Source organism: Anaerolinea thermolimosa, assembly GCF_001050195.2.
Lineage (GTDB): Bacteria > Chloroflexota > Anaerolineae > Anaerolineales > Anaerolineaceae > Anaerolinea > Anaerolinea thermolimosa.
In genome coordinates this window covers 689,113-705,251 of sequence record NZ_DF967965.1, presented here as the reverse complement: position 1 = coordinate 705,251, position 16,139 = coordinate 689,113, and the positions used below count along the sequence as shown (strand labels likewise).

The 16,139-nt window shown below is 54.2% G+C and carries 15 protein-coding genes; 7 read left to right on the top strand and 8 right to left on the bottom strand.

What is annotated here, in order from left to right; genetic code table 11:
• Nucleotides 1–206: 206 nt before the first annotated feature.
• From fusA to ATHL_RS03260, 7 genes are all read left to right on the top strand, one after another.
• Nucleotides 207–2,270: an elongation factor G gene (gene fusA / locus ATHL_RS03290; RefSeq protein WP_062189741.1), complete on the top strand. Its 2,064-nt coding sequence runs from the start codon at nt 207–209 to the stop codon at nt 2,268–2,270.
• A 277-nt stretch (nt 2,271–2,547) separates the two neighbouring features.
• The gene (locus ATHL_RS03285) at nt 2,548–3,135 is read left to right on the top strand and encodes a hypothetical protein (protein ID WP_062189739.1); all 588 of its coding nucleotides are present in this window, start codon (nt 2,548–2,550) and stop codon (nt 3,133–3,135) included.
• Entirely contained in the window at nt 3,122–3,427 is a 306-nt protein-coding gene (locus ATHL_RS03280; RefSeq protein ID WP_062189737.1) for a nucleotide pyrophosphohydrolase, read from the top strand. The genes ATHL_RS03285 and ATHL_RS03280 overlap by 14 nt, the downstream gene beginning before the upstream one ends.
• A gap of 63 nt (nt 3,428–3,490) precedes the next feature.
• Entirely contained in the window at nt 3,491–4,927 is a 1,437-nt protein-coding gene (gene proS, locus ATHL_RS03275; RefSeq protein WP_062189736.1) for a proline--tRNA ligase, read from the top strand.
• A 31-nt stretch (nt 4,928–4,958) separates the two neighbouring features.
• Nucleotides 4,959–5,768, top strand: coding sequence for a DNA alkylation repair protein (locus tag ATHL_RS03270; RefSeq protein ID WP_062189734.1), 810 nt, complete (start codon nt 4,959–4,961; stop codon nt 5,766–5,768).
• Nucleotides 5,769–5,900: 132 nt separating this feature from the next.
• A complete protein-coding gene (gene rpsO, locus ATHL_RS03265) occupies nt 5,901–6,173 on the top strand; it encodes a 30S ribosomal protein S15 (RefSeq protein WP_062189732.1) in 273 nt (90 codons plus the stop codon).
• Nucleotides 6,174–6,335: 162 nt separating this feature from the next.
• Nucleotides 6,336–8,597, top strand: coding sequence for a polyribonucleotide nucleotidyltransferase (locus ATHL_RS03260; RefSeq protein ID WP_062189731.1), 2,262 nt, complete (start codon nt 6,336–6,338; stop codon nt 8,595–8,597).
• Between the two features lie 71 nt (nt 8,598–8,668).
• Here the strand turns inward: ATHL_RS03260 and ATHL_RS03255 are convergent, their stop codons facing one another.
• The 8 genes from ATHL_RS03255 to ATHL_RS03220 form a co-directional block, all read right to left on the bottom strand.
• Nucleotides 8,669–9,109: a YcgN family cysteine cluster protein gene (locus tag ATHL_RS03255; RefSeq protein WP_062189729.1), complete on the bottom strand. Its 441-nt coding sequence runs from the start codon at nt 9,107–9,109 to the stop codon at nt 8,669–8,671.
• A gap of 17 nt (nt 9,110–9,126) precedes the next feature.
• The gene (locus tag ATHL_RS03250; protein WP_084001137.1) at nt 9,127–10,701 is read right to left on the bottom strand and encodes a UDP-N-acetylmuramoyl-L-alanyl-D-glutamate--2,6-diaminopimelate ligase; all 1,575 of its coding nucleotides are present in this window, start codon (nt 10,699–10,701) and stop codon (nt 9,127–9,129) included.
• Between the two features lie 91 nt (nt 10,702–10,792).
• Complete coding sequence (gene atpF, locus ATHL_RS03245; protein WP_062189726.1) at nt 10,793–11,533, bottom strand: F0F1 ATP synthase subunit B; 741 nt, start codon at nt 11,531–11,533, stop codon at nt 10,793–10,795.
• 22 nt (nt 11,534–11,555) lie between these two features.
• Nucleotides 11,556–11,792: an ATP synthase F0 subunit C gene (gene atpE, locus ATHL_RS03240; RefSeq protein WP_062189724.1), complete on the bottom strand. Its 237-nt coding sequence runs from the start codon at nt 11,790–11,792 to the stop codon at nt 11,556–11,558.
• A gap of 49 nt (nt 11,793–11,841) precedes the next feature.
• Nucleotides 11,842–12,834, bottom strand: coding sequence for a F0F1 ATP synthase subunit A (locus tag ATHL_RS03235; RefSeq protein WP_062189715.1), 993 nt, complete (start codon nt 12,832–12,834; stop codon nt 11,842–11,844).
• Nucleotides 12,818–13,117 (bottom strand): AtpZ/AtpI family protein, encoded by a 300-nt coding sequence (locus ATHL_RS03230; RefSeq protein ID WP_062189713.1) that lies wholly within the window; start codon nt 13,115–13,117, stop codon nt 12,818–12,820. The genes ATHL_RS03235 and ATHL_RS03230 overlap by 17 nt, the downstream gene beginning before the upstream one ends.
• A 71-nt stretch (nt 13,118–13,188) precedes the next feature.
• Nucleotides 13,189–14,655, bottom strand: a complete 1,467-nt coding sequence (locus tag ATHL_RS03225) for an NADH-quinone oxidoreductase subunit N (protein WP_162787559.1) — start codon at nt 14,653–14,655, stop codon at nt 13,189–13,191.
• Complete coding sequence (locus tag ATHL_RS03220) at nt 14,656–16,134, bottom strand: complex I subunit 4 family protein (RefSeq protein ID WP_062189709.1); 1,479 nt, start codon at nt 16,132–16,134, stop codon at nt 14,656–14,658. It abuts the gene before it with no gap.
• Between the last annotated feature and the right edge of the window lie 5 nt (nt 16,135–16,139).

Below are 16,139 nucleotides of genomic sequence, written 5' to 3'. Positions count from 1 at the left end.
AGAACCGACGGCTCACCTTCACCCTGCTACAGGCATCTGAAACCTGCCTCCGGGGATTTCCCCCTGCACGACTTCACCCCGCCCGAGCCTTTTATCAAATATTCGTGGCCGAATCTGCTCTATTCACCCAGCGGCTTTGACAAGAACGGTAACTTACCTTAAAATAGACGATCGGGCAATCATACGAAAATAAAAGGGTTTCATTCATGAAAGAATATCGAACTGACGCAATCCGCAACGTTGCGCTGATTTCACACAGCAGCGCCGGCAAAACGATGCTCACCGAGGCGTTCCTGCACGTCACCGGAGCCACCACCCGCCTGGGGCGAATCGAGGATGGCACCACTGTTTCGGACTTCGAAGACGAAGAAATTCGGCGAGGAATTTCTCTCAGCACTTCGGTCATCCCTGTGGAATACAAAGATGTCAAAATCAATTTCCTCGATACCCCCGGTTACCTCGATTTCATCGGCGAGGTCATTTCGGCGCTCCGCGTAGCCGATAGCGCCATCGTGCTGGTCGACTCGGTCTCCGGGGTTGAGGTTGGCACTGAAATTACCTGGCAACAGTGTGATAAGTTCAAACTCCCCCGCTTCGTGGTCATCAATAAGATGGACCGCGAGAATGCCAATTATCAAAAAGCGCTGGCCTCGGTTCAGGAATTTTCAAGCACCCGTCTTATCCCTGTGCAACTCCCCTGGGGTGAGAAACAATCCTTCCAGGGGGTCATCGACCTGCTCACCATGAAAGCCTACCGCGGCGAGGGGAAAACCGTGGTGGATATTCCTGCAGAATATCTGAAAGAGGCCGAAAACGCTCGCACCGCCCTCATTGAGGCAGCCGCTGAAGGTGAGGATGCCCTCCTTGAGAAATATCTCGAATCAGGGGAACTCTCTCCTGAAGAAATCATGCGGGGTCTGGCCGCCGTGGTACGCAACGGGTCATTTATTCCTGTGTTCGTATCCGCCGGGGCCGCCGAGATCGGCATCCTTCCCTTACTGGATGCCGTTGTCGGCCTTTTACCCTCTCCGTTGGAAATCCCCACCCCGGTGGCCAAAGGCAAAGATGGAGACGTGGAACTCCCTGCTTCGGATACCGGCCCGCTGGCCGCCTACGTGTGGAAAACCACCGCAGATCCCTTCGTCGGAAAGCTGACCTATTTCCGTGTGTATTCTGGAACCATCACCTCCGATACCCGGGTATGGAACCAGACCAAAGGCGTAGAAGAGCGCCTGGGGACGGTGGCTGTGATGCGCGGGAAAGAGACCTTCCCCATGAAAGTGATCCATGCAGGCGACCTTGGAGTAGTTCCCAAACTGGCCGAAACCTCTACCGGGAACACCCTCTGTGATCGCTCCACCCCTCTGACCCTGCCTGAACCGGAATACCCGGGGGCGCTTTACCGGGTGGCCATTCAACCAAAAACACAGGCCGACTCCACCAAAATCTCACCCACGCTCACGCGCCTGTGTGAAGAAGATCGCACCCTTTCCTGGTACATGGAACCTGCCACTGCCCAGACCATCCTGCAGGGCATGGGCGACCAGCACATCGATGTCGCGCTTCGCCGTGCTGAAACCAAGTTCCAGGTCAACCTCATTGCGGTTGAGCCTCGCATTCCTTATAAAGAGGCCATTACCCGCAAGAGTCAGGCCATGTATCGCCACAAAAAACAAACCGGTGGCGCCGGTCAATTTGGCGAAGTGCATTTGCGGATTGAACCCCTCCCCGATAAAGACTTTGAATTTGTCAATGACGTTTTCGGCGGGGCCATTTCATCCAGCTATATGCCAGCCATTGAAAAGGGAATCCGCAACACCATGGCCGAGGGCATCCTGGCGGGCTACCCCATCAGCAACGTCAAAGTATCGGTCTTTGACGGTAAAGAACACCCCGTCGATTCAAAGCCGATCGCCTTCGAAATTGCCGGCCGTGAAGCCTTCAAACTGGCCTTCATGGATGCCGGCCCGGTACTGCACGAGCCCATTATGAAAGTTGAGATCACCGTACCCGAAGCCAACATGGGAGATGTTCTGGGAGATCTTAACACTCGCCGTGCGCGCGTGCAGGGCATGAACACCGAACGCGGGCATTCCGTAGTGACTGCCTATGTGCCTCTTTCTGAAATGCTGCACTATACCACCCAGCTCCGCTCTATGACCGGCGGCCGCGGATTCTTCACCATGGAATTTGACCATTACGAGACCGTGCCGTCACATATTGCCCAGGAAATCATCGCCAGGGCGCAAAAAGAAAAGAAAGAGGAGTAATTCTCCCAGACCTGATTGCAGCTCAAACCCCTCAGCAATACCGTTGAGGGGTTTTCTTTTAAAATAAAATTTATGTAGAAAGGTTATGGGCGCGTTCATCGATCATGGTCAGGAACACAGCTGGAATCCAAAACCAGCGCGATGAATAAGTCTGACCTGTCAGGATTCCGAGAACTTTGTTTTCGAGCATTCAAGAGCATTTCATGAAAAAAAGTATCCTGTTTGCTGGTTATTTCTTCTGTATTTTTTATGGATTGCCCTAAAAAGGAAGTACCCCATGTTCGGGTTCAGCTTCGGGCTCACCCTTCTTATACTGTTGGCAGGGTCACTGTGGTACTGGCCAGGGTGGATACCTCAGTGGATCAGCGCCGCTGAAAAGTATACTGGCTACGTGCAGGCCACTGTCACCCTCTATGCTCTTTTCAAGAGTTTTCTCCCCGGTTTTCTCTCCTCAATCCTGGTCGTGGTCATCGCTCTGGTTTCGGCAGCATTCACCCTTTTTCTGTTTCTCCGCTCCGTTTCTCACCCCACCCCTGCCCTGACCCTCTTTACCCTCAGCTGGATCGGCTTTATCACCTATTTGTTCCATCCTAACGGTACATCCTACGAACAGATGACCATGTTTGTTCCTTTTCTACTCTGGTTTTTACGCGATCAGACCACTCCCGCATGGATGCGTCACTTGTGGTGGCTGGGGGCTTTACTTCTCACCTGGATCGCCTTTTCCCTTACCTTCACCGGCATATATCCCCGTGCCGTGTATGATTCTCTCATCATCTTTTTCGCCCTCTGGGTGTTCTTTGTATATCAACAAAATACCAGGTTAATTTCAATCCAAAAGGAACCTCTTCATGCAAATCACTGATCTGACCCACGCTATGGATCAATTCGTACGTTCAAAAGGCTGGTATGAGCCTGATAGCCCCCGTCCTCAGACGCCCCGCAACATCGCCATTTCTCTTTCCCTGGAGGCCAGCGAAGTGCTGGAACACTTCCAGTGGCATGAAACCCCTCAGCATCCTGCCGACCTGGCAGAAGAGCTGGCCGATGTGGCCCTCTACCTCCTGCAACTGGCACACCTGACTGGAATCGATCTGGAAAAGGCCATCCTTCAAAAACTGGAAGAGAATTACCAGCGCAACTGGCCTGCGGTATAATTAGATTTCACATGCTCTTCAGCAGGTTATATCTATCACCACACACCCGGCAAGAGGGAAACCATGGCAGATGAAAAACTAACCCCACAAAGCGAAAACTTTTCAGAATGGTACAACCAGATCGTACAGAAAGCTGACCTGGCCGATTACGCCCCCGTTCGCGGCTGCATGGTGGTCAAACCGTATGGCTGGGCGTTGTGGGAGAATATTCAACAGGCCCTCGATAAACGTTTCAAAGCAACGGGGCATGTCAATGCCGCATTCCCATTACTCATTCCCATGAGCTTTTTCGAGAAAGAAAAAGAACATGTGGAAGGGTTCTCGCCTGAACTGGCCGTGGTAACCCATGGAGGAGGCCAACCCCTGGAAGAACCGCTGGTGGTACGACCCACTTCAGAGACCATCATCGGGTACATGTATTCCAAATGGGTTAAATCCTATCGTGACCTGCCCATCCTGATTAATCAATGGGGGAGCGTCGTCCGCTGGGAAATGCGCACTCGTCTCTTTTTACGCACCCTGGAGTTCTACTGGCAGGAAGGCCATACCGTCCATGCCACCCCTGAAGAAGCTCAGGCCGAGACGCGCCTCATGCTCGATACTTATTACGACTTTGCCGTCAACGAAGGGGCCGTGCCAGTCATTCGTGGCCGGAAAAGTGAAACCGAAAAGTTCGCCGGTGCGATCAGCAGCTGGTCTATTGAAGGCATGATGCGCGACACCCGCGCTTTACAGTCGGGCACCTCCCATTATTTTGGGCAAAATTTTTCCAAAGCTTTTGATATCAAATTTCTCAATCAAAAAAATGAGTTGGAGTTTGCTTATACCACATCCTGGGGAATGTCCACTCGTTTCATCGGTGCCATCATTATGACCCACGGTGACGACCAGGGGTTGATCCTCCCGCCCCGCCTGGCACCCATTCAGCTTGTCATCATTCCCATTTATCGCGATGATGCCGAGCAGAGTGCCGTCATGCCAGTCGTCGAACGCGTACGGCAAACCCTGGCAGAGACTTTCCGCGTCCACGTTGACGCCCGCGATGGGCTCACGCCGGGGTTTAAATTCAACGATTGGGAAATGCGCGGCGTTCCATTGCGGATTGAGATCGGCCCGAAAGATGTCGAAAAGAATTCGGTGGCCCTCGCCCGGAGAGACCGCCCCGGAAAAGCCGGAAAAACCTTTATCTCTCAAGAAGCCCTGGTGCCTGCCGTTTCAGAAGCCCTGAAGGATATCCAGGCCTCGCTTCTGGCCAGGGCAATCGCCTTCAGAGATGAGCATATTTTCGACGTGCAAAACTATGCCGAATTAACCGACGCCGTACAAAAAGGCTGGGCTTTCGCATGGTGGTGTGGCGACCCAGCCTGTGAGGCCAGAGTAAAGGAAGATACCAGAGCTACCTCACGGTGCATCCCACTTGATCAGCCGGGTGGAAAGGGTGTCTGTGTGGTCTGTGGAAAATCGGCTTCCGAAAAGGTGTACTTCGCCCGCGCATATTGATGCACCCCCCCGGGCGCAGCGAGCACGCTCCATGCCAGCTATCCAGCTTTCGCGCTTACGCGATGCGCTTGGCCAGTTGTTCAGTCTGATCAACCAGCCAGAGCAATTTCATCGGGCATTGGTTGATTTTCTCGAACAACAGGCCGATCATGCCTATCGGGCAGGCGAAAACGTTCCAACGCGCCCGCGCACCCCTGCCTATCATATTCCTCCTCTTGTCATGCGCCAGCTCGAGCTGGAATTGAGTGAGGCCTGCAGGCGCCAGCCCGAAGCGTTGCTCCCCATTGCTGATCATCTCTGGCAAGATCCCCATCTTGAATTAAAGCATCTGGCCGCACATATTCTCGGTCAGATGCCTTCAAACCATCTGAAGGAAGTGCAAGAACGTCTGAGAACCTGGGTGTTGAACTGTAATGACCGTTCCGTTTTAATGACTTTGCTTGAACGCGGTACAGTCACTCTGCGGCGGGATTCTCCCCTGGAAATGGTGACTCTTCTTGAAGGGTGGCTTCAGGAAACGGAGAGCCTGCATCTTCGTACTGGCTTGCAAGTTATAGAGTGGCTGGTTCAGGACCCTCAATTCGAGAATTTGCCCGCCGTCTTTCGCCTCCTTGGCCCCCTGGCTAAAAATCCAACAACCCCCATTTTTAACGACCTTTCGCGCGCATTGCAGGCCATGGCACGCCGATCCGGTAGTGAAACCACCTTCTTTTTACGCCAGATCCTTGCTTCATCCTCCAATCCAGCCACTGCCCGGCTGGTCCGACAGGTACTGCCTGAACTCAGCGAATCGCAACAGCAAACCTTACGCACCTCCCTCCGCAACCAGGCTCCCCTTTGATCCTGCCAGTCAGGCAGTGTACTCTGCACATTCCGATTCCCCTGTGGTATAATCACCCTGCTGACTGGTCCTGCGGGCGGCGCTGCTGCCCGTATGGAGACCTGCTAAAATTATAGAAGGAGTTGCAGAGTCATGGGTTTGACAAAAGAACAAAAAGAGGCGTTGATTGGCACCTATAAACGCCACGATAGCGACACCGGTTCGCCAGAGGTACAGGTTGCCTTGCTCACACAGCGGATCAACCAGCTTACCGAGCATCTGCGGGTAAACAAGCACGACGAATCCTCGCGCCGGGGATTGTTAAAACTGGTAGGGCATCGGCGGCGCCTGCTTGCCTACTTGCGCCGCAAAGATTACAGCCGCTACCTGGCTCTGGCAGAACGCTTGAACCTGCGAGTCAAATAAGCGGATGCCACCTGGAGTAGATGGCTGTTGTTTCGCCATCTACTCTTTTTTATCATCTGATGATCGCGCCCCGCTGGTTAGGAATTGAATCGTGATGAGGAAAAGTTTCCTCCTCAAGCTTCAGTCCCTGATCAAGCGGGGTGCAAAAGAAGGGAAAAACAAATGAAACCAGAATCAAAACAATTTACCGCCATGGTTGGCGGGCGTCCGGTGATCTTTGAAACCGGAAAGCTGGCCAGCCTTGCAGGAGGGGCCGTCACGGTTCGGCTTGGCGATTCGATGGTGTTTGCCGCCGCCACCATGTCTCCCGAACCTAAAGAAAACGTCGACTTCTTCCCCCTCACCGTTGAGTACGAAGAACGCATGTACGCCGGAGGACGCATTCCCGGTAGCTTCTACCGCCGCGAAGGCCGTCCATCAACCGAGGCCATTCTCACCGCCCGACTCACCGATCGCCCTATCCGCCCGCTCTTCAATAAAGAAATGCGCAACGAAGTCCAGGTGATCATGTTCTCCCTCTCGGCAGACCAGGAGAACCCCCTGGATATCCTCTGCATTAATGCCGCATCGGCCGCGTTGATGATCTCAGATATCCCTTGGGGCGGCCCTGTGGGTGGAGTGCGGGTTGCCCGCGTTCATGGGCAATTCATTGCCAACCCCACCTTCAGCCAGATGGAGCAATCTGACCTTGACCTGCGCATCGCTGGCACCCGCGATGCCATCCTGATGGTTGAATGCGGCGCCAATGAAGTCGCCGAAGAAGACATGGTCGCTGCGATCCAGTTTGGGCATCAGGCCATTCAGAGCCTGGTAGAAGCGCAGGAAAAAATGGCGGCTGAGGTCGGAAAGCCCAAACGAGAGGTTCCTCTCTTCACCCTCGACCCGGCGCTATCCGAACAGGTTTATCAGCGCGCTGCTCCTGCTCTGGAGGCCGCTCTCGAACAACCTCATGATAAAACCCAGCTCGCCAGCGAGGTTGAAGAACTTGAAAAACAGATCATCTCGGAGTTTGCCGGAGAAGATGAGACCCTGGTAGACTCGGTTAAGACAGCTTTCGAAGAGGCTTACAAGAAAGTCGTCCGCACACGCATCCTTGAACGCGGCATTCGCCCCGATCACCGAACCCCGGAAGAAATCCGTCCCATCTGGTGCGAGGTAGATATCAGCCCACGCGCTCATGGCTCGGGCCTTTTTACCCGGGGCGAAACCCAGGTACTCACCCTGGCCACCCTGGGTACCCCGAAAGAAGCCCAGGAATTGGACTCGCTCACCCCTGAAAGCATCAAGCGCTATATGCACCATTACAATTTCCCGCCCTATTCCACCGGCGAAGTGAAGCCCTTACGCGGCTCATCCCGGCGCGAAATTGGGCACGGTGCTCTGGCCGAGCGAGCACTTGAGCCGGTCATCCCGGACGAGAGTGTCTTCCCTTATACCCTGCGGTTGGTTTCTGAAGTGCTGAGTTCCAACGGCTCCACTTCTATGGCTTCCGTGTGCGGCTCAACACTGGCCCTGATGGACACCGGTGTGCCCATTAAAGCCCCCGTAGCTGGCATTGCCATGGGATTGATCAAAGAAGGTGACCGGTACGTCATCCTCAGTGATATTCAAGGGCTTGAAGACCATCTCGGAGATATGGATTTTAAAGTGGCCGGTACCTCGCTGGGCATCACTGCCCTGCAAATGGACATCAAGATCAAAGGGATCACCCCGGAGATCATGTCTCAGGCACTGGCGCAGGCGCGCAAAGGCCGTCTGGAAATTCTGGATAAAATGCTTGCCGTAATTCCTCAGCCGCGCCCCTCGCTTAAACCTCATGTGCCGCGTATCACCATTGTGAAAATTCCCATTGATAAAATCGGTGCCATCATCGGGCCGGGAGGCAAGTACATTCGGGCACTGCAGGAAGAAACCAATACCAAGATCGATATTGAAGACGATGGCACAGTATACATTGCAGCCACCGATTCGCTCAGTGAAATGGCCGCCCGCGAGAAAATCGAGGCCATTACCGAAATTCCGCAGATCGGGCGCATTTACACTGGCAAAGTGGTGCGCGTCACCGACTTCGGCGCTTTCGTGGAAATCCTTCCCAATGTAGACGGCATGGTGCACATTTCTCAGCTCGATACTGAGCGTGTCAACAAAGTCGAAGATGTGGTCAATGTAGGCGACGAAGTTACTGTGATGGTCACCAATATCGACCCTGAAGGGAAAATCCGCCTCTCCCGGCAGGCAGTGCTCGAAGGCTGGACCGCTGAAGAAGCCCTGGAACGCGACCGGGGTGGCCGCAGTAGCAGTGGCGGTCGCTCTGGAGCACCTCGTGGTTCTGGAGACCGAAACGGCAGTTCCCGAAGCAGCGGCGGACGTAGTGATCGTGACCGCGGGGGGCGCAGCGGAGACCGCGGGCCTCGTCGAAACTAGGCTCCTCTTTACAATAAATTACCAGGGGCGGTCGAATGACAACCGCCCCTGGTTTTGAATCCACACCTTTTTCACTCAAGCCAGTCCACAATATAATCTTCCAGGTGCTCCAGATCGGCATCCTTCTCTTCAATTACCCGGTACCGCACCGAAATCCCCGCCCGATGCACAGTTTCAGGATCCCCGGAAACCAGCGGATGCCACCAGGGCAAATCCTTCCCTTCGGCCAGCAACCGATATGCACAGGTGGAAGGCATCCAGGATAGTTCTGCCACCAGATCAGCATTCAACACCAGGCAGGTAGGCATAAGTCTGGCGCGCTCGGAGTATTTTGTACACCGACAGCGATAACTATCCAGCAGGCGGCATACTACATTGGTGTAATATAAATCCCCTGTCTCTTCATCTTCGAGTTTATACAAACAACAACGACCACAGCCATCACAGAGGGCTTCCCATTCTGCCCGGTTCATTTCCTGAAGGCTTTTGTGCTTCCAGAATTCTTTTTCCATCCCGCTCCAGGCGCACATTAATCCGAAGAACTGGTTGGTAATTCGGGCATAGAAGGCCCCTCAACACCGAGAAGTTCTGCCAGCGCCGCACGCATGGCTACCCGATCATCCCACGGGTACTCCGTTTCACCAAAACACATGGACTGTTCATGCCCTTTTCCGCACGCGATGACACAATCTTCCGGCCTGGCCATTTGAACGGCTCTACGCAGGGCTTCCCCCCGGTCGGGTACACGGATGAAATGCACCCCCTCCACCCCACCCCGCCCGGTTGCTCCTGCCGCCATCTCCGCCAGAATATCTTCCAGCGATTCAGTGCGCGGATCTTCTGCGGTCAGAATGGTAAAATCCGCCAGTTCGGTGGAAACTTCGGCCATCATTTTTCGTTTCTCACGATCGCGTAAACCCGCTGATCCAAATACCGCAATGACTCGTCCACGCACCATTTGACGGGCGGCCAATAATACCTGTTTTAACGCATTCGGAGTATGGGCAAAATCCACAATGGCCAGAAAGGACTGCCCCATGTGAATGCGTTCCATCCTTCCTGGCACCCCTCTCATCATCGCAATTCCCCGTGCCGCTACTTCAGGATCGATTCCCAGTCCCTCGACCGTAGCGCAGAATGCCGCAAGGCAATTGGATACATTATACGGGCCTACCAGGCAAGTTTTCACCGGTTGTCTGATGGCCGGTCCAACCACCACAAAACGGGTTGTATCGCCTGCAAACTCGATCGATTCGGCCCAGTAATCCGCCCCGGGCGAAAGGCTATACGAAACCTGGCGCACGGGTGTTACCTTCTTCAAATATGCATACGACTCATCATCCCGGTTCAATACTCCCACCCGAGGATTTCCACGTTCCTTCGGCTGCGTTTCCCCCAGCAGGCGGAAAAGCCTGCTTTTTGCCTCCAGATAATTTTCATACGTGCCGTGAAAATCCAGGTGCTCATGCGTCACATTCGTGACCACCGCAATATCAAACTCGCACCCGGTGACACGATGCTGTGCCAACCCGTGAGAAGTCGATTCCAGCACCACATGGGTTAACCCGGCCGTCCTCATACGCGCCAGATAACGTTGCACTTCGGGGGCCTCTGGCGTGGTGACGTGAAACCCCGTATCCACCACCTCATCCCCAAGAACAGCATTCACCGTGGAAATGATCCCGGCCCTCAGATTGGCCGCCAGTAAGATATGATAAATCAGGTTGGCAGTCGTCGTTTTACCATCGGTGCCGGTTACACCAATCACGGTCATATCTCGCCCCGGGTACCCGTAAAATGCCGCCGCAAGATGCGCCAGCGCTTCGCGCGAATCCTTCACGCGCACATAGGGCACACTTAATCCCTCCACCTCCTGCATGCCAACAATCGCAACCGCTCCTCGCTCGATGGCCAGGGGAATGAACTGGTGACTGTCAACATGCATTCCTTTTTGAGCCACAAAAATATTCCCTTTTTGCAAAGTACGATGGTTGTAGGATACCCCGGTCACAAGCACATCGGGGATTTCCCCCACCACATGCATCTCCACAGGGAGCGCATCCATCAACATTTTCAAGGTTTTCGGCGTGAACCCGGTCATCATGGCCACCTGCCCTTATTCTAATACGAAACCGGAGACAGCGGTCAATCTCCGCCCTCTCCGGTGATCATTCCCGAAACGAATGGATTCTTTTTTAACGCATACTGTGCCTGAGTTCTTCAAGCTGACCAGCCACCGAACCATCCACCACACGATCACCCACGCGGATTACCAGTCCGCCCAGGATCGAAGGATCAACTCGAAAACTCACCGTAGCCGCGCTTCCAAGTTTCGCAAGCACATCCCGCTTGACCACATTCTGTTCTTCCTCGGTCAACGGCAGGGCACTGGTGACCTCTGCCATTTGCCCGGTAATGTCTTCCATCTGATCCAGCACCACCACGCGCCCCCCCTTCACACCAGAGAAGAACTCGGCCAGTAATTTCCGCTGGCGTTGTTCATCCAGGGTCTCGCCGATCAGTTTTTGCGTGGCAGCAATCGCCAGCGCAGCCACCTGAGAACGTAGCTCCGCCAGCATTCGGTTTCGCTCACCCTCCAATTCTGCCAGGGCAGCGGCACGGGTTTTTGCAAGGTCAGCTTCCGCCTGCGCCCGAATTTCGGCTTCAACATTCTCTGCCCGGTGGGTAGCATCACGGATAATTTCTGCCGCTCTGGTCTGAGCCTCTGCCAGCACCCGTTGCGCTTCGTGCTCGGCATTGGCCCGCGCCTCAGCCGCAATCCGCGCATCTTCCAGTCCCTGCGCAATGGTCTGACGACGCTTTTCAAGCATCCCCGTGAGCGGAACAAACACCCATGCTCGCAGCACGATGAAAATGATCGCAAAAGAAAAGATGTAGACCAGCAAATACCCTAAATTAATCCCAAGCGCTTCCAAGGCCGCACCTCTTCTTTGTTTTCTACAGGACAAACAGCATCAGGAAGGCGATGACCAGACAATAAATGGCAATCGCTTCTGAGAACGCAATTCCCAGGATCATATTGGTGAGCAGGTTACCATACGTATCCGGATTTCGCGCCATACCCTGCAACGCGCCCTGAACACTCAACCCAATACCGATCCCCGCCCCCAGTGCGCCGATCATCGACAACCCGGCTCCGATGAATTTTGCCGCCACGATAATGTCACCAGTCATTGGAATACTCCTCCTCTATGGAAAACGAGATGTTCTGCTCAGGGGATTCCTAATGAGCCCCCTCTTCGTGTTCTTCTCCATGACCCTGGGTTGCCTGTGCCATGAAGACCATCGTCAACATACCAAAAACAAAGGCCTGAATCAGCCCGACAAATACTTCAAAGAGCACCACAAACGATTGTAAAAATACCGGTATCAGGGAACCAACCAGGAAAAGCAACACCGCCCCGGCGAACATATTTCCAAACAACCGGAAGGCAAACGAAAGCACTTTGGATAACTCAGAGATCAACTCCAGCAACCCCACCAGAAAATCCATCGCACCGAAAAACGGTTTTTTAAACAGGTTGGTCACGTTGAAAAATTTCAGGAAATACCGCATTCCCTGAGCGCGTACCCCTACCACCTGCGTCATGAAAACCGAAATCAGGGCCAGCGCAAAGGTGAAATTAAGGTCAGTGGGAATGCCACGGAAGAAAGGGGTCACCATGTATCCCTGTTCACCTTCGTGCACCTCTCCTGGCATGAGGGTATACGCCCCGGGCCAGAGCTGCTGAATGGGATGCCCACCTTCCTTCGCCGGGTGCAGCAGGCCAAACGTTTCTACGATGGGGGTTAATTTCATCAGGTTGCCCACCAGCACAAAGATCACAATCGTGGCAAACCACGGGAAAATGGTCTTTGCGTAGCGCCCTGCGGACGACTCGGTGAGGTTATAGAGCACCTCGATTAACGCCTCAAACGCCCCGGCAATCCCTTTGGGAACCAGAGAGCCATCGCGGAGAGACTGCCGCACTCCCCACGCCAGGCCGATAATGACCAGCATTACCAGCACCAGCATGATCAGGGTATTGGTGAGGTAGAAATCTCCGATCACCGGAAGTGTAAAGAGAGGGTGTTCTGTAACGTTTTCAGGCGCTACCTGAATGTGCGGCCGTACAGGGGCAATTAAAAAAACAGAGAGGATATTGAGAACAATAAAAAGCAAAACCCACCAGCGATGACGAATGCCCAACGGGCCACGGTTAACCGGTTTTTCCAATGCCTGCCTCCTGTTCTTGAGGGTCTTGCAAATTCTTTTGAATGCGTGCCGTGGCGGCGCGCACCACCACAAACATCAAAACAAGCGAAACAGGGATGCTCCCCAGCACCAGGAGGATCGTGATAAGCGGGCGCGTCTGGAAACGCACATCCAACCACAAACCCCCCAGCACCGCACCGAGAATGATGGCCAGCGTCAGGCAACCCACCTGCGCCGCCACTCCCGCCAGCGTCAGGTTGAGGATTTTTTGTCTCCGCTCTGAAGGTTGCGATTCCCGGCCCATCGGGGCGATTATATCACAGCCCAAAATGTCGCGTCAAACCTGTTTGTACCAATAAGTGCCGATCTGATCCCTCAGAACCACCCTCCCGTCGCTGCCACAGCCAGCTGAAACATGGGTGTAAATATTGTACCCAGAAAGAGCATACCAGCCACACACACCAGCAACGCCACCCGCCAGGCAGAGGAAACCCGGAGCGAATGCTCATCAACCCCGGGACGATAAAGGGTCTTCATTACATTCAGGTAGTAGTACAGACCCACTACTGAGGTCAGCACCCCCACAAACGCCAAAGCAATCAGCCAGGATTCTCCCTGAACCCCCGCCTGAACCGCGGCCCCAAAAACGAGCAGTTTTCCGAAGAATCCGCTGAGGGGAGGAATCCCTCCCAGAGAAAGGAGGGCAATTAACATGGCAAGCGCAACCGTGGGATTACGTTTCCCCAGGCCGGCGTAGGCATCCAGATCGTCTGAACCCACTTCTCTTCCCACCAGCCAGACGATGCCAAAGGCGGCCAGGTTCGTTACCAGGTAAGAAGCCAGATAATAAACGGTGCCAGCCGTTCCCAGTGGAGAATGAGCCGCCAATCCCACCAGAATGTATCCTGCTTGAGCAATTGAGGAATATGCCAGAAGGCGTTTGATATTCCGCTGAGACATGGCCAGAATATTACCCACCAGCATACTGCCTGCCGCCAGCAGCCCTACCACCACTGCCCAGAACGGAGTAGCGGCCGGGAACACGGCCAGCAACACCCGAACCAGAACCGCAAAACCGGCCGCTTTCGATGCTGTGGAAAGAAAACCCGCCACCGGGGTCGGCGCTCCTTCATACACATCAGGAGCCCAAAAATGAAAAGGAACAGCTGATATCTTGAAACCAAACCCTACCAGCACCAGAAGCACTGCGCCACCCAGGAGAAGAGAGGCCCGATCCATGACCTGGAACTGGCGAGCAATTTCATAAAGGCTGGCAGTCCCTGTGAACCCCCATAACAGGCTGAAGCCATACAGCATCACCGCCGAGGTCATCGCCCCGTACAGCATGTATTTAATTCCCGCCTCGACGGATTTCTGGTCCAGAATACGAAAACCCGCCAGAATGTACAACGGAAGCGAGGTGGTTTCAATGGCCAAAAAAAGCATGATCAGGTTGGCCGACGAGGCCATCAGGCTCATTCCCAGGGTTGCGATCACCATCAAAAAATAAAATTCCCCAAAGCGCCTGTCGGTTGGTTCATCGCTGGCAAAAAGGGCTGTCACCGAGGCACCGAGCAAGAAAATCAACCGGAAAGTAAAGCTCGCCCAATCGTGACGCAACATGCCACCGAAAATGAATTCAGGAGTCTCCCCGGGACGAGAGAAAAGCACGGCCATCAACGCCACCAGTATGAAACCACAGGCAGTCAGCCACCCAAACGCAGAGCGCTGATCTCGGGGAAATACCAGATCTGCCACAAGAATCATCGCCGCCAGAAGCACCAGCAGGCACTCCGGCAGGATTGCCAGCAGCATGGAGGGTTGGTACGTGACGATGTTCACCTAAGCACCTCCTACAAGCGCAAGAATTTGCATCACACCCGATTCAACCAAAGGAACCATTCTGGATAGCGTGGGAAAACAACCGATGATCACCATCAACGCAGCCAACCCACCCACCACCCATCGATCCAGGGCAGAAATATCTCCAACAGTGCTCTCCAGCCTGGCGGGAAGAGTGCCAAAAAACACCCGCCGGACGACCAGCAAAATATAGCCTGCAGTGACGATGACCCCCAGGATCGCAATAATCGCCACCACCGGCATCACCCGCCACACCCCCATGAAAATTGGGAATTCTGCCACGAAGCCAGAGAATCCGGGCATACCCATCGAGACAAGCCCCGCAATGATGAATCCGATAGCAGCCAGTGGCATCTTTTGAAACAGCCCTCCCAGCTCGCCAATTTCTCGGGTGTGGGCGCGGTCGTACACCATACCCACCACAGCAAAGAAGAGCGCCGTCATAATGCCGTGAGAGAACATCTGCAGGCCTGCCCCCAGCAGCCCCTCCCTGGAGAGGGTCGCAAACCCGATTAATACCAGCCCCATGTGAGAAACCGATGAAAAACCAATCACGTATTTGAAATCCGTTTGAATGAGGGCAATGAGGGCGCCATAAACCACATTCACCGTCCCCAGCGCCAGAATCAACGGCGCCCAGAATCGCGCCCCCTCCGGCATGAGCATGATCGCCACCCGAAGCGCGGCAAAGGCGCCCACCTTCATCTCCACCCCGGCGAGCAACATTGAAACCGCCGTCGGGGCGGCCACGTGACCATCCGGCGCCCATGAGTGAAAAGGAAAGATACCCCCCAGAATAGCAAACCCCCCGAATACTACCAGAAACCAGCTCTGCTGGAATGCCATTGAAAATCCGGCCTTTTCCAGAGCCAGCATATCAAAAGTATGGAGCCCGGCGGTAAAATACATCGCCAGAACCCCCACCAGCGATACCACCGACCCGAGGAACAGGTACAGGGTCAATTTCATCGAACCATAATCGCGGGTTTTGGGATAACCCCAGATCGCAATCATTAAAAATTTGGGGAAAACTGCCAGTTCGAAGAAAAAGAAGAGCATAAATAGATCCAGGGAACAGAAAACACCCTGAACACTTGTCCCCAGGAACATGAGATATGCGAAAAATTCACGCGGGCGATCCTCAATCCGCCAGGAAACCATCACTCCAGCGGTCAATACCAGCGCCCCAAGCAAAACCAGAGGAACGCTGATGCCATTCACCCCGGCGTAATAAGAGATTCCCAGAGGTTGAACCCATTCAACCCTTTCAATGAATTGATATCCCCCGGCCGAGAGATCATACAGAAAATAGACGAGCACCGCGAGGATCAGATCGAGCAAACCCGCCGTCAGCGCAATGACCCGGACTGCCTGCTTGCGTTCAGCCGGAAGCGCCAGAATCAACAGGCCAGCCGCTAAAGGAATGAAGATGATGAAGCTAAGAATTGGAAAGCTCATCCTGT

Coding starts and splice junctions, on each gene's coding strand:
- fusA (WP_062189741.1), top strand. CDS start 207: ATGAAAGAATATCGAACTGACGCAATCCGCAACGTTGCGCTGATTTCA.
- ATHL_RS03285 (WP_062189739.1), top strand. CDS start 2,548: ATGTTCGGGTTCAGCTTCGGGCTCACCCTTCTTATACTGTTGGCAGGG.
- ATHL_RS03280 (WP_062189737.1), top strand. CDS start 3,122: ATGCAAATCACTGATCTGACCCACGCTATGGATCAATTCGTACGTTCA.
- proS (WP_062189736.1), top strand. CDS start 3,491: ATGGCAGATGAAAAACTAACCCCACAAAGCGAAAACTTTTCAGAATGG.
- ATHL_RS03270 (WP_062189734.1), top strand. CDS start 4,959: ATGCCAGCTATCCAGCTTTCGCGCTTACGCGATGCGCTTGGCCAGTTG.
- rpsO (WP_062189732.1), top strand. CDS start 5,901: ATGGGTTTGACAAAAGAACAAAAAGAGGCGTTGATTGGCACCTATAAA.
- ATHL_RS03260 (WP_062189731.1), top strand. CDS start 6,336: ATGAAACCAGAATCAAAACAATTTACCGCCATGGTTGGCGGGCGTCCG.
- ATHL_RS03255 (WP_062189729.1), bottom strand. CDS start 9,109: ATGGAAAAAGAATTCTGGAAGCACAAAAGCCTTCAGGAAATGAACCGG.
- ATHL_RS03250 (WP_084001137.1), bottom strand. CDS start 10,701: ATGATGACCGGGTTCACGCCGAAAACCTTGAAAATGTTGATGGATGCG.
- atpE (WP_062189724.1), bottom strand. CDS start 11,792: ATGACTGGTGACATTATCGTGGCGGCAAAATTCATCGGAGCCGGGTTG.
- ATHL_RS03230 (WP_062189713.1), bottom strand. CDS start 13,117: ATGGGCCGGGAATCGCAACCTTCAGAGCGGAGACAAAAAATCCTCAAC.
- ATHL_RS03220 (WP_062189709.1), bottom strand. CDS start 16,134: ATGAGCTTTCCAATTCTTAGCTTCATCATCTTCATTCCTTTAGCGGCT.